We start from the raw sequence: 13,421 nt of genomic DNA on the forward strand, positions 1-13,421 counted from the left end.
CGAGGGCCGAGGCCAGGCGCCGCCTGGACGGGTGCGGTCCCGGCGCGAGCTCCCGGGGTCCGCCTCAGGGACGACTGGAACTGTCGTGGTCGGCCCGGCCCACCGGCTCGGCGGCCTCATCGTCTCGGTGGCACGCCCCCGGGCCTGGGTGCCCTGGCATTCGGGGTGCTCAGGCCACCGGTGCGCAACGCGACCAGGCCGCGGGCGTATCCGGCTCCGGTGACCGCGACCCCCGCGAGCACCGCGGCCGCTTGTGGCCACCTGGCCCGCTCCCGAAGGCCCCGCGCGACGGCGCGGGGGAGGGTTCGCCGGACGTAGGCGCGTTCCGCCTCGAGCGCGGCGGTCGCGCCGACCAGGTTCGTCACGACGGCCTTCGAGATTCCTTCGGCGTAGCACCGCCGCTGGAAGTAGGCCCACTGGGCACGCGTCCCGGGAACCTTGTGGTAGACCACCGCATCCGGCACGTGCAGCACGGACGCTCCCGGCAGGGCCCGGCGCAGACGGATGTAGAACTCGGTCTCCTCGCAGCCGAGCGGTGTGTTGCCGACGCGCCCAATTCCGTCGGTGAACCCCCCGACCAGCGGAAAGAACTTGCGGCGGAACGACATCGCGGCACCTATGGGGTTGCGGATCTCGCTCACCGTCGTGGGCAAGCCCACGTAGCTGCATCCGACGACCCAGTCGAACTCCGGGGGAAACCAGCCGGGGCGCGTCGTCAGCCAGTCCGCCGCGACGGTCCCGCCGACACCGACCACATTGGGATCCACGTAGGGCGCCGTCAGTTTGGCGAGCCAGTCCGCGGCGGCGCGCGCGTCGTCGTCGAGAAACGCGACGATCTCGCCGGTCGCCCGCTCGACACCCGTGTTTCGGGCGCCAGAAAGTCCTCGCGAGTTCTCGTTGGCGACGACGATGACGTCCGGGAACGCTGCCCGGGCACGTCCCAGCAGCGCATTGTTGTAGTCGACGACGAGGATGATCTCGCTGGCCGGCGGATCCTGTGCCCTGATGCTGTCCAGCGCGGCGGTGATGTCGCCGAACCGGTCCTCGGTGTAGGCGCAGATGATGACGGACACAGCCGGCTGGTCAGGCTGACCGGTCGACGGCGTCGCGCGTCCGTCACTCGCGATGGCGTCGCCCGTGGTCATGCCGGCTCCACCCGCGGGACGCCCGAGGTGAGGGTTGTGTCCTCCCGCGGGCGTGTGATCGGCGCGGCTGGCGCGCGCGCCGTTGTGGCGGCGCCGAGCTGGGCGGGGTCCGTCGTCGCGTGCCGCGACAGGTCGAGGCGACGGCGCACCGCCTGCCTGTCGAGGGCGACCTGGCGGCGTAGCCGGCTCGGCATGGGCCGGAATGCCTCGGCGAAGATCGTCCTCAGCACACGCAGCCCGTCCGAGAGCGCGTTGAGGTTGGTCACGCCCATGAGCCGCGGGTGCTCGAAGCTGGCGACCTCGACAATCTTCAGGCCGCCGCGGGCTGCCCGGATGTTGATGAGGGTCTCCACCTCGAAGCCGTCACCCCACTGGGGTTCGTCGCCTCGTTGCCCCGGCTGCAGGTCGAGCACCGGCAGGCAGTAGGCCCAGAACGCGTTGTAGCCATAGCAGAGGTCGGTGAACCGATGCCGCAGCAGGATGTTGACCAGGGAGCTCAGGGCGAGGTTGCCGCGGCTGCGTAGCTTGGTGATATCGCTGCTCCCACCGCCCTCGATGAACCGGGAGCCCTTGGCGTAGTCGGCGCCGCCGAGCAGCGCCTGAACGAAGTCCTCGATCTCCGCGGGGTCGGCGGAGCCGTCGGCGTCCAGCATGACGATGATGTCGCCCGTCGCGGCCGCGAACCCGCTGGCCAGGGCGTTGCCCTTGCCCTTGCGCGTCTGGTGCACGACGACGCAGTCGGGCCGCATGGACTGGGCGACATCCTCCGTGCCGTCGGTCGATCGGCCGTCGACCAGGACGACCTCCGCGTCGGCGGGCAGAATCTTGAAGATATGTGGAAGGTTGCGGGCCTCATTCAGTGTCGGAATGACGATGCTGACTCTTGGCCGCGGTTCCCCTACAGTCAACTTCCGTCCCCCTGGGATGCCTGGGCGCCGCCTGGCAGGTAGGCGGCGCGGCGCGCTCGATGCGCCTCAGAGGTGGCCGCGGCCCAAGAACCCCAAAAGGAATCGGCGCGGTATGGCTCTGTTGTTGCCCGGGCTGTCGATGTGGACGCTCTGGGCGCTCGGCGGTGTTGTCGTTCGAAACGAGAAGTAATTGAATCCCGCGGGTCATGTGTACGCAATATGCGGGAAATTGATCGATACCGACGCGCCGCCGACCCCCGATTCCAGTGCCTTTCCGCGCTTGCATTCCCCCGTTGTCCGGTCAAGCAAGACCGTCTGCCCGACACGGTAGCACTCACCCTCCGGCAGGGTTCTCGCGCTACGTCGTGTACCACTTGTGCGTCTCGCCAGGTTCGAACAATGCGCCGGAGCGTGACTCGGCCACCGCGCGGCGTGACTGATTGCGGGTCGACGGGCGGAGGTATTCACCCTGGTTCGCCAATTAGGGCGACGTCGACCGGGGGCCGGGGAACGGCTAGCTGCTGTGGTCGGGGGGCTGTTTCACGCCGCTGGGCGTGTTGCCGGAACGCCGCCTGGGGCCCGGTACCGATGCGCGCCCCCCCATTCGCCGCACCGAGGGGACCGATATTGGGTCGGCTGGTGGAGTGTCCCGGGCGGTGTCGGGCGAAGAGGGGCCAGTGTCGATCGGGGGCGGCTCTGGCTCGGTTGTCCGGCGTCTGGCGCGTCGCGGTTGCGCGAGCGGTTCATCGTGTGGATATCTGTGCCAGAAATGCGAAAATCGGACGCAGCCGCAGATACCGCAGTCGTTTCCGGAGCGGTAATGGCGGTGAACCTGGCGCGTGTGGCCGCAGGTACAGGTTCGCAGCCAGCTCGGCATCCGGGCCGGCTGCGAAGCGCTCGCGGACATGATTCGTTGATAACACGACGGCAGGGGTGGAAAGTCTCAGTTTTTGAATCCCGCGTGTCGGATGTCCGACCGGACCGCCTGCGTCACGGTCGGGTGTCGCGGCGGGCGCGGTTCGCCATCGTCCGAGCCCGCTCGCGGCGGACCACTGTCGCCCGGCGGGCCCGGACCAGCGCGATGATGATCACCAATAGCTCGGCGATCAACAGGCTCGGCGCGCGCAGGATCAGTTCGGAACCGATGTCGATTGCCTTCGTCTTCAGCCCGCCGTCGCTGCCGGTCGCCGGATGCAGGAAGCCGACCCCGGTGGTGATCGCCGCATAGACCAGCGGCGGCATGATGGCGACTCCGACCAGATCGTCCACATGCGTGCGCAGCGTGCTCGCGACGCAGGCCACGACGAACAGGACGCCGAAGATCCAACCCAGGTGCCCGAAGACTGCCACGTCCGCGGCGGCGCCCGCGGCCCCGATGATCAGCACGATCAGCGAGGCTCCGAAGGCGGTAAGCCCGCGGCGGTTGTTGCTGATGACGGTCGTCGGTTGCAGGGTCGAACGGCGCCGTCCCGTGGGGGCACGGTCGGCCGGTCCGCGCGGCCGGTCGGTGCGACCTCGGGGGCCGGCGGGTTGCCTGTCGGGCAGACTCACGTGGGCAAGGTACCGCCCCAGGTTTAAGAATGCGTCAGCACGATACGTCGTGGCTGTACCGGTGGCCGATTCCTTCAGCTCTCCGTGTTCGCTCCGGCACCCGGTGGAGCCGCCTGAATGTCCGCTGTGTCGGGTGCCTCCATCGGCGGYCTGAAGGGCGAGGATGGCACCAGCTCCAGCTCTTCGAGGGGTTCTCGTCCATCAGGAACTGAGAGGAGCTCGACGGCCGTCAGCGGGCGGACACCTGCCTCCACTGGCTTGGGGCTGGGCAGTTCGTCCTCGACGACCTCCATCGCGGCCAGTCGGCGGGCCGACACCAGCACCCGGCCCTCCAGCGACCCCACGGCCGCGTTGTAGTCCTTGACCGCGCGTCCCAGGGAAGCGCCGAGCCGGTCGACGTGCTCGCCGAGCGTGCCGATCCGGGTATACAGCTCACGGCCAAGCTCGTAGACCTCCTTGGCCCGGGTTGTCAGCGCGTCCTGCGTCCAGGCGTAGGCGACGGTGCGCAGCAGCGCGATGAGCGTCGTCGGCGTGGCGAGCACCACGCCCCGGCCAGCCGCGTACTCGAGCAGGCCTGGGTCGTGGTCGAGCGCCGGTGCCAGGAACGCCTCCGCCGGGACGAACAGCACGACGAACTCGGGTGAGTCCATTCGGCGCCAGTAGGCCTTCGAGCCGAGCTGGTCCACGTGCGCGCGCAGGTGCCGGGCGTGCGCGGCCAGCCGCTCGGCCCGCACGGTCTCCTCGGCGGCTTCGGCGGCCTCGAGGAACGCGGCCATCGGGACCTTGGAGTCGACGACGATGCTGCGCCCGCCGACCAGGTGGACGACCATGTCCGGCCGCTGTACCGACTCTCCCTCCTCACCGGCGACCGTGTGCTGCTCCGTGAAGTCGCAGCGTGCCAGCATGCCGGCGACCTCGGCGACGCGGCGCAGCTGCAGCTCGCCCCAGGCGCCGCGCGCCTGCGGCTTGCGCAGCGCGGTCACCAGCTGCGAGGTCTGGGTGCGCAGGGCGTCGGAGGCCTCGCGGGTGGCCCGAACCTGCTCGACCAGCGTGGCGTAGGCCTCGATGCGCGCGGTTTCCAGATCGCGCAGTCGTTCCTCCATCCGGGTGAGCGTCTCGCGCAGCGGCGTCACCAGGTTCTCCACGGCGGCGCGCCGCATGTCGAGGTCGCCGCGCGCCCGAGCGCCCGCCTCGTCGAGGCGGGCGGCCGCGAGCTCCAGGAACTGTCGGCTAGCCCCTTCCAGCGCCCGCGCCGAGAGCGCCTGGAAGGTGTCGGTGAGGCGTCGCTGGCTCTGCTCGACGAGCGCGACGCGCTCGGCCGCCGACTTGCGCTCATAGTCCAGCGCGGTCCGCATGCCGGCGACGTCGGCGTTCGCCCGCTGGGCTCCGGCCTGCCTGCCCGCGAGGTAGCCCCCCGCGGCCCCGACCACCAGGCAGGCCAGCGCCAGCAGCACCCCCGACGCATCCATGACCACAGCCAACCACCCCGGTCCGACATTTGCCCTGACCCGAAGCCACGCAAGGAGCAGGGTTCCTGCCGGATCCGGGGTTCCTGCCCGATCGGCGGAGCCGATCGAGGAGGTCTGGGAGCTTGCGGAGCCGATCCGGCAGGTTAGGCGCACCGCCCGACAGGATCGGGGCGCTTCGCGCCCCGATCCGTAGACTCAAAGCCATGGGTCTGTCGATCGGCATCGTCGGGCTGCCCAACGTCGGTAAGTCGACGCTGTTCAACGCGTTGACCCGCAATGACGTGCTGGCGGCGAACTATCCCTTCGCGACGATCGAACCGAACGTCGGCGTCGTCGGCGTGCCCGACCCCCGGCTCGAGCGGCTCGGCAAGCTGTACAGCAGCCAGCGGATCGTGCCCGCCGCGGTGAGCTTCGTGGACATCGCCGGCCTGGTGCGGGGCGCCTCCGAGGGGCAGGGCCTCGGTAACAAGTTCCTCGCCAACATCCGTGAGTCGGACGCTGTGTGCCAGGTGGTCCGGGTGTTCTCCGACCCGGACGTGGTGCACGTCGACGGCCGGGTTGACCCGGCGGACGACATCGCCACCATCAACACCGAGCTGGTTCTCGCCGATCTGCAGACCATCGACAACCGCCTGCCCAAGCTGACGAAGGAAGCGAAGGTCGACAAGACCAAGCAGCCCATGCTTGCGGCCGCCGAGGCGGCCAGGGCCGTCCTCGACCAGGGCAGGCCCCTGTCCGCCGAGCCCTCGATCGACCGTGCGCTGCTGCGAGAGTTGTTCCTCCTGACCGCGAAGCCGTTCCTCTACGTCTTCAACGTCGACGAGGACGCCCTCGCCGACGATGCCAGGCGTAAGGAGCTCGCCGACCTCGTCGCGCCCGCGGACGCCGTCGTGCTGTGCGCCAAGGTCGAGGCCGAACTGCTGGAGCTGCCCGAGGAGGATGCCGCCGAGCTGCTCGCCTCGCTCGGGCAGAGCGAGAGCGGCCTCGCGGCGTTGGCCAGGATCGGCTTCCACACGCTCGGCCTGCAGACCTACCTGACCGCGGGCCCCAAGGAGGCGCGCGCCTGGACCATCAAGAAGGGCGCCACGGCTCCCGAGGCCGCGGGCGTCATCCACAGCGATTTCCAGCGTGGTTTCATCAAGGCGGAGATCGTTTCGTTCGGCGACCTGATGGCGGCGGGCTCGATGGTCGCGGCTCGCGCGGCCGGCAAGGTTCGCATGGAGGGCAAGGACTACGTCATGGCCGACGGCGACGTCGTCGACTTCCGTTTCAACGTCTGACCCTTCCTCGGGCCGGAATGCCGAGGCTGCGGTGCGCGCGTTGATGGCCTGAGCCCGGCGGCGGTGGGAGAGCCGTGGCGCTTGGCATTGCTCATGGAAATCAGCGGCGGCCGGACGCGGCCGCGGCGCGCAATGTGGTAACGCTGCAACGTGGTCGTTCTACTCGCGGTGCCCAGATGGCCTACGTCGGCGTTAGGCGGAAGGACCGGATGAGGGGGCCCGACGGGCCATACACCGCACCAGCGAATCCGTGCCTCCGCTCGGCGAGATACGGGCCCGTCCCCGCCTACCGCTTACGATCGCTACTAGTGTGAACATCGGGACTGCCAAGATGACTCGTGCGTACCCTGGCCCGCGGCGCTGGGACGCGCCGCCGAGGCTGACCGCGCCGACCGCCGTCATCGAGGTAGAACTCTCGGCCGAGGCGCCGCGGTTTCCGTCCGCCCGCGCGGTCCAGGCGCTCATCCGCCTTCACGGCCACCCGATGGGTATTCTGCGGCTCTCGGGCGCTGATATCGCCGGGGGTCTCGGGACGCTGCGCGAGAAGATAGAATATGATCTTGGTCCGGCCGTGCGGGAGCATCTCGCCGCGGACGGTGTCGCGGTACCTCCCGGCCCGTTGGCCGCCATTCTTCCCAGCTCGGACGCATGCCGTAGGACGGCGCCGAAGGATTTTGGGGTCAGCGTCGTCGTCAATGCGTGTGAAGCCTCGCCGGAGCTGGTGAGGGCCCTGGCCAGCATCCAGGCACAGACCAGGTTGCCCGACGAGCTGATAGTGGTCGACAACCGTCCCACGACCAGCGGGATACCCGGCCTGCTCAAGGAGCTGGAGCTCGGGTCCGTGACCTATGTACCCGAGCCCGTCAAAGGACTCGCTCGCGCCCGCAACACCGGCCTGGCCGTGGCGTCCGGCGAGCTGGTCGCTTTTACGGACGACGACGTCATCGCAGACCCGTCGTGGCTCGAGGTTCTTGTCTCCGGATTTGAGGACGAGAATGTGGCTGCCGTGACGGGGTTGATTCTTCCGGCGGAGCTCGAGACCGAGCCGCAGATCCTGTTCGAGGAGTTCGGCGGTTTCAACAAAGGTTATGAACGCCGGCGTTTCGACCTGCACCTGAACCGCCCCGAGAATCCGCTCTTCCCGTTCAGTGCGGGCATGTTCGGCAGCGGCGCGAACGCGGCCTTCAGAGCATCGCTGCTGCGGARGCTCGGCGGGTTCGACGTGAGTCTCGGCACCGGCACGCCTTCGCGCGGGGGCGAGGATCTGGATATCTTCCTCACCGTCATCCAGGCGGGGGAGGCAATCGTCTACGAGCCCGGCGCCATCATGTGGCATTCGCACCACCGGGGATACCGGGACCTGCGCCGGCAGATGCACAACTACGGGGTGGGCCTCGGGGCGATGATGGCCAAGCGCGTCCTGACCAGTCGTGCCGAGCGGCGTGAGCTCCTACGGCTGGCTCCCGAGTGCGCGCGCTACCTGCTGGACCCGCGCAGCCCCAAGAACGAGAAGAAGAACCCTGCCTACCCCAGGTCGCTCACGCTGTTGGAGCTCGTCGGCGTCGTGCGCGGCCCGTTCGCCTACCTCGCCAGCAGGCGATCATCCTGATGCCGGCGCCGCGGCATTCATCCGTCGACCACCGGCGGGACCGCCGATCGCCGGCCCTGACCGGCGCCGTGTCAGCGCCGGTCAGGCCGCCCTGGTGAGGACGGCGACCTCGAACGTTCCCGCGCCGGCCTTCACCACGCCTGCCACCCGGAAGCTCGCGTGGTTCTTGGCCAAAGATTCCAGGAGCTCGGCGGTCGTGTAGTCGTCGTGGCATTCGACGACGATGTTGCGAACCCGCCCGATCCAGCTTTCGCAGGAGTCGAAGAGCTCGCGTTCGGCGCCCTCGATGTCACATTTGAGCAGGTCGATCTCGCGCTCGGCCCCGGCCTCGTCGAGGATCGACTCGAGGGTGCGCACCGGTGCCTCAAAGGACGTCGCGTCCGCTCGGCCTGCCTCCCCGGAGGTGAGCCGGAAGGCGTACTCGCCCTGCGACGTCGTCAACGTGGCCATCCGTTCCCACCCGCCCACACACACCTGGTGGACCGTGGCTGAGGCGCCGGCGAGATTGGCGCGGAGTACGGCGGCGTTGCCCGGCTCGGGTTCCACCGCGACGACGTGGGCGTCCGGCCACCGTGCGAGGAACCATCGCGCGGACAAGCCGATGTTCGCGCCGAGATCGACGATCAGCCGTGGGGATGGTCCGACCACGGCGGAGACGGAGTCGTAGTCCCCGCGCTGGAAGATCTCGCGGAAGACCTCGAAGTCGGTGGAGTGGGTACGCAGGTGCAGCGGACCGCGCAAGGACTTCATCCGCAGTCGGACGGTCGCCGGGCGCGGCACGACCAGTGGCTCGAAGCGGGTGCCCGCGGACCGGAGGCGGAGGAGCGCCACGAGGTCGGCGGGGCCGGTCAGGTCTCGGGTGACCTTGCCCCAGAACTGGGCCAGCCCGGCGAGCTCACGCAGCCGTCGCCCTGGAACGGGCCGCGCCCCGCCCGGCGGCGAACCGGAGGATGGCGTGGCGAGCGGCGGTCGTGATGACGATGCCGCTGTGTCGATCTGAGCCCACGTGCGCGGTGGGCGCTTCCGCCGGGCGCGGACGTACAGCACCGGGCCCACGACGAAACCGCTGAACTCGGCTCCGATGAGCCGCCACCTGGCGCTGTTCGCTGTCGGGCTGACCGCCTCCCGGGTGCTCGTGCTCACCTTCCGGGACATCCAGACTCCGCGGGGCACCAACAGCGCCACGTCGGCGCGGTGCTCCGGTATGTAGAGATGTTTCATCAGATACGCCGTCATACCGGTGCCGTAGTGGTACATCTGGCGGCGCAGCGACGAGAGGCTGCTGCGGTGGGTGTGCCACACGATGGCAGAGGGCTCGTAGGCCAGCCAGTGCCCGGCGAGGACGATCCGGGCGAAGGCGTCAAGGTCCTCGCCGCCGCCCGGAAGGGTGCCCGCGCCGAGGGCCTCGTCGAACCCGTCCAGCGCCCGCATCACCGAGGCGCGCACGGCGAAGTTGGCCCCAGTTCCGAAAATGCCCGAGGAATAGGGGTACGAGGGAATGCCCGGCGGGCGCTCGGTGAGGTRCCATAGACGGGGCCGGAAGCTGCCGGCCCAGTCGAGGCGCGCATCGAAATACCGTTCCGGCATGCTCTCCAGCGTCGCCGTCGGGACCAGACCGGTCACGCAGGCGACGTCTGGCCGGCGCTTGAACCCGCGTACCAGGCCCTGTATCCATTCCGGGTCGACCCGGGCGTCGTCGTCGGTGTAGGCGACGATCTCGGTCGTCGCCTCGAGCAGGCCGCGGTTGCGCGCGCACGAGAGGCCGGGACGGTCTTCTCGGACATATTGAAAGCGGGGGTCTGTGCCCACCTCGCGGTCGAAGACCTGTCGGGTGGTCTCATCCCGGGACGCGTTGTCCACGATCAGGAACCGGAGCGGCTGGTAGGTCAGCGTCGACAGGCTGTGCAGCGTCTCGCGCAGCTGAGGGCCGCGGTCGCGCGTGCAGACGATGACGGTGACTTCGGGGCCGCCGTCGACGAGGGACACACAGGTCGCCGGGCGGGCCGGCACCGCGAGGCTCGGCGGGCCGGCCCACTCGAGCCCGTCGGCGCGCAGGTGTTCCGCGATCAGGTCGCGGAACTCCTCCGTCGATCGCGCCTGGACCTCGCCGAGGTCCAGGGCCCCCTCCCGGAGCGGCACCTCGATGAACCCCAGCGGGTCGCCATGAAGACGGACGAGAACGCGGGCATCCGCGTACCGAACGCTCGTACCCTCGGGCTGGCGAGGGTCGGACAGCTCGAGCTGACAGCAAAGAGTCGGCTCGGGTTCCGCCAGGACATGTCCTGCCTGCCCAAGGCCGCGCGCGGCTCCCCGTAGCCCCATCAGTGCCCAAACCTCTCGTCAAGTAGCCGGCGAGTCATTGTCGTACCGTCCGCGAACGATCGACTTCCGGGCCGTGGCTGATGAAGCCGGACGACCGCGGTCGGAGGCGCTGGCGGCGACCCGTCAGAACCTCCGCGGCCCGATCGTCGTGGGCGACCCGCGACGACGACCGTGGCGGCGCGCCGCTCGCGCGCCGCCAAAGACGGAGCACGGCCAGCTCGGCCGACACCTTCGCTCCCCGTCGCTGGTAGCCGATTAAGCGGTCCGTTCCTGATTTTCGGGCGGCGTCGGGCAACTCACAGAGGGCCTAATGTTTGTCACCAAATGATGGCGTCGTCGCCACGTGACGTGACAGTCGCGTGCCGGCCGGCCTCTCGTGGTGATCGTGTTCGGGCCGCGCTTTCTCGGCTATTTTTGGCCGAGTGTAGCAGGCTGAGACGAACTCATCCCTTGGGGGCGGTCCGCTGGTGAGTTCTGAGGTGGCGTGTGATCCACGACCTTCGCCTTGCTCCACTTTGCGGATCGTCTCTGGCGAACTCATGTCGCGGATCAGGGCGGAGCGATGGCCATCAGCCGGTCCAAGGAGGTCGAGGACAATATTTGTCGAGGGCAATATTTACAGGCGAGTAGAAGTCTGGTGTCCTGGATGCCGGGGGGCGCCGCGTTGGTGCTCATGAAGCGCGGGCGTTGGTCGCCTTCTCGCGCCATAAAGTCGCCGAATTGTGCGTATCGCCGTCATGTAAACAAAGACTGGCCGGATCGGGCCGGGCGACGGTGGAGGAGGGAAGAAGAGCGCGGATGGTCGCCTGGTGAACCGCTGCTCGCCGCGTTGGCAAGACAAGTACGTCATCACGGCGCGGGACTGGTGGGCCTATTCCCGTGTCGGCCCTGTGCGCGCCTGGCGGGTGGAGTCCCCGCCGCCCTCCGGGTCGCCCGGGCGCCGGATAGGATCGAACCTGCTGGCATATCCGTCCTGGGCGTCGTCCCGCCATTCGGGGAAGGTAGTTGACCACCGCGGGAGTTCGTGGAGAGGGCCATCTTCCGGTCCTCATGTTCCACAGCATCGGGCGGGGAGCGAGTCCGGACTTCCAGCGCTGGCAGGTGGATCCGGGGCTGTTCAGGGAGCAGATCGACGCGCTGGCCGGGGCGGGGTACCGGCTTGTCGGGCTGTCCGAGGCTCTCGACGGCCCGGATGACCGGACGGTCGGGGTCACCTTCGACGACGCCTACAAGGATTTCGTCGAGGCCGCGGGAATCCTGCGCGCCGCGGGCTGTGGCGCCACGGTGTACGCACCGACGCGGTATGTCGGTGGCGAGGCGGCCTGGTTGCCGGGGCCCGACGCCCAGTTGCGGATCATGGACTGGTCGGAGCTGGCGGAGGTGGCGGCGGCGGGCATCGAGGTGGGCTCGCATGGGCACGCGCATCTCGAGATGGATGTCCTGCCGGCAGGTCGGATGCGTGGCGACATCGCGTTGAGCCGACGCATCCTGAGTGACAGCCTCGGGCTGACGATCCGCAGCTTCTGCTACCCGCACGGGTACAACTCGGCGGCGACCCGCGCCGCTGTCCGGGCCGCTGGCTTCGACTCGGCCTGTGAGGTCGGTTTCGGACTGCACACCAGGCAGGGGGACCGGTTCGCGGTCCGCCGCCTCATCGTCACCAACGACACCCGGCCGCAGGACATGGAAACTCTGGTGCGCCATGGGCAGGGCATCCCGGACTCGCCCGCGCGGCGGGCCGCCCGCATCCCGTGGCGCCTCTACCGTGCGGGGCGGTACTACGCACGCACGTCGGGCGGACGCCAGGTTCGGGCATCAGGCCGATGACGAGCGCGGCGGCGGTTGGTAGACGGCGCGGCGGGCCAGCGCCGAGATGACGGCCTCCAGCGGGCCGCGGCGGCCGGTCAGGCGCCACAGGGACGCGAGGACCAGCATGGGGATCACCTGCTGGAGGTACAGCCAGGCATAGCTGTCACCCCGTGGCAGCTCGGTCGAGAGCACCCACGCGTGCAGGGTGTACCAGGTCAGCGTCATCGAGCCCACCGCCGCCAGCGGCCAGATCACGACCGCCGCGGCCGCCCCGAGCCGGGCGACGAGCAGGGCGGCGCCGAGCAGCGCCACGGCCGTGCCGGTGGTGTGCAGCAGATCGAGCGGCGCGGACGCGTGCGGGGTGTCGACGGCGAGCCACCACCAGGACTGCGTGGGCGTGCTGCCGTACAGCCCGCCTTCGAGCAGGGACGGCACCTCGCCGGGCGCGATCGGGCCGACGCCCGGCAGGACCGAGTCCGCGGCCAGCAGCGCGTCGCGGCCGCCGAGCGGGCCGAGCAGCAGCCACGACAGTGATGAGGCCGCCACCGCCACCGCCGCGCCCGCGCCGAGCAGCAGGCCGGCGACCCGTGTCGAGCGCAGGTCGAGCCGGCCGACGAGCATGCCGGCACTGAGGTAGCCGATCCAGGCCAGCGCGGGGTAGTAGCCGGTCAGCAGGATCGTGAGGGTGAGCCGCCATGGCGAGACGACCAGGTCGTCGAAGGACGGGTTGCTCATCAGCGGTTCGGGCAGATGTGGCCGGACCAGCTGGCTCAGCAGCGGCTCGGCGAGCAGGGCGCTCGCCGCGACCACGGCGAGCACCCACCGGGGGGCGCGCAGCAGCGGCAGCGCCAACACGAAGAACACCGCGTAGTACGGCAGGATCACGGCGACCGGCGTGCCCGTCAGGCCGAGCATCAGGCCGATGGCGCCGATGCACACCGCCCGGACGAAGGTCGAGGTACGAGGGTGGGCGGCTCGGGAGGTCACCAGCGTGAGTGCCACGCCGGCGAGCACGGCGAACGCCGCGGCCGCCCTCCCGGCCGCCACCAGGTGCGCCGTGGTCAACCGGCCCTGGTCGTCGAACGGCGGTATGACGTGCGTCGCGACCATTCCCAGCAGCGCCGCGCCCCGCGCCGCGTCAACCCCGATGATCCGCCCCCGTGCCGCCGAGACCACGCTCGTCGTGGCGCTGGGCGTCGCGGCCGCGGGAACGGCGCTGGCGCCGCCCCCCGCGACCCGCTCGGGAAAGTCCGACATGCACCCAGCCTCTCAGCCCGCCAGCTGCTGTGACCATTGGCCACGGCCGTCCGGGTCTCGCGCGCAGCGAG

Annotated in this window: 9 protein-coding genes; 3 read left to right on the forward strand and 6 right to left on the reverse strand. The window is 69.7% G+C overall.

Annotation, left to right across the window (positions count from 1 at the left end):
• Positions 1–116: 116 nt before the first annotated feature.
• The 4 genes from BCD49_RS12825 to BCD49_RS12840 form a co-directional block, all read right to left on the reverse strand.
• Positions 117–1,145, reverse strand: a complete 1,029-nt coding sequence (locus tag BCD49_RS12825) for a glycosyltransferase family 2 protein (protein WP_007511582.1) — start codon at positions 1,143–1,145, stop codon at positions 117–119.
• Positions 1,142–2,053: a glycosyltransferase family 2 protein gene (locus BCD49_RS12830; protein WP_007511584.1), complete on the reverse strand. Its 912-nt coding sequence runs from the start codon at positions 2,051–2,053 to the stop codon at positions 1,142–1,144. Before BCD49_RS12830 ends, BCD49_RS12825 begins: the two co-directional genes overlap by 4 nt.
• Positions 2,054–3,043: 990 nt before the next feature.
• Complete coding sequence (locus BCD49_RS12835) at positions 3,044–3,604, reverse strand: DUF6542 domain-containing protein (RefSeq protein ID WP_007511586.1); 561 nt, start codon at positions 3,602–3,604, stop codon at positions 3,044–3,046.
• A gap of 74 nt (positions 3,605–3,678) precedes the next feature.
• On the reverse strand, positions 3,679–5,073 hold the full coding sequence (locus tag BCD49_RS12840) for a DNA recombination protein RmuC (protein ID WP_007511588.1): 1,395 nt from the start codon (positions 5,071–5,073) through the stop codon (positions 3,679–3,681).
• Between the two features lie 203 nt (positions 5,074–5,276).
• Here BCD49_RS12840 and ychF point away from each other — a divergent pair, with 203 nt between their 5' ends.
• Both ychF and BCD49_RS12850 read left to right on the forward strand, forming a co-directional pair.
• Positions 5,277–6,353 (forward strand): redox-regulated ATPase YchF, encoded by a 1,077-nt coding sequence (gene ychF / locus BCD49_RS12845; protein WP_027140429.1) that lies wholly within the window; start codon positions 5,277–5,279, stop codon positions 6,351–6,353.
• A gap of 250 nt (positions 6,354–6,603) precedes the next feature.
• Positions 6,604–7,962: a glycosyltransferase family 2 protein gene (locus BCD49_RS12850; protein ID WP_131803447.1), complete on the forward strand. Its 1,359-nt coding sequence runs from the start codon at positions 6,604–6,606 to the stop codon at positions 7,960–7,962.
• A gap of 81 nt (positions 7,963–8,043) precedes the next feature.
• Here BCD49_RS12850 and BCD49_RS12855 read toward each other — a convergent pair whose 3' ends face one another.
• On the reverse strand, positions 8,044–10,284 hold the full coding sequence (locus tag BCD49_RS12855) for an FkbM family methyltransferase (protein WP_158072941.1): 2,241 nt from the start codon (positions 10,282–10,284) through the stop codon (positions 8,044–8,046).
• 1,005 nt (positions 10,285–11,289) lie between these two features.
• Here BCD49_RS12855 and BCD49_RS12860 point away from each other — a divergent pair.
• Complete coding sequence (locus tag BCD49_RS12860; protein ID WP_241832315.1) at positions 11,290–12,111, forward strand: polysaccharide deacetylase family protein; 822 nt, start codon at positions 11,290–11,292, stop codon at positions 12,109–12,111.
• On the opposite strand, the gene BCD49_RS12865 is transcribed toward BCD49_RS12860, so the two are convergent.
• Positions 12,100–13,350: a heparan-alpha-glucosaminide N-acetyltransferase domain-containing protein gene (locus tag BCD49_RS12865; protein WP_007511599.1), complete on the reverse strand. Its 1,251-nt coding sequence runs from the start codon at positions 13,348–13,350 to the stop codon at positions 12,100–12,102. The two genes, BCD49_RS12860 and BCD49_RS12865, sit on opposite strands and share 12 nt — an antisense overlap.
• Positions 13,351–13,421: the final 71 nt, after the last annotated feature.

The organism is Pseudofrankia sp. EUN1h, assembly GCF_001854645.1.
In the GTDB taxonomy this organism is placed as follows: Bacteria; Actinomycetota; Actinomycetes; order Frankiales; family Frankiaceae; genus Pseudofrankia; species Pseudofrankia saprophytica.

Excerpts from the sequence above, each read along its gene's own strand:
- ychF (WP_027140429.1), top strand. The coding sequence starts at position 5,277 with ATGGGTCTGTCGATCGGCATCGTCGGGCTGCCCAACGTCGGTAAGTCG.
- BCD49_RS12825 (WP_007511582.1), bottom strand. The coding sequence starts at position 1,145 with ATGACCACGGGCGACGCCATCGCGAGTGACGGACGCGCGACGCCGTCG.
- BCD49_RS12865 (WP_007511599.1), bottom strand. The coding sequence starts at position 13,350 with ATGTCGGACTTTCCCGAGCGGGTCGCGGGGGGCGGCGCCAGCGCCGTT.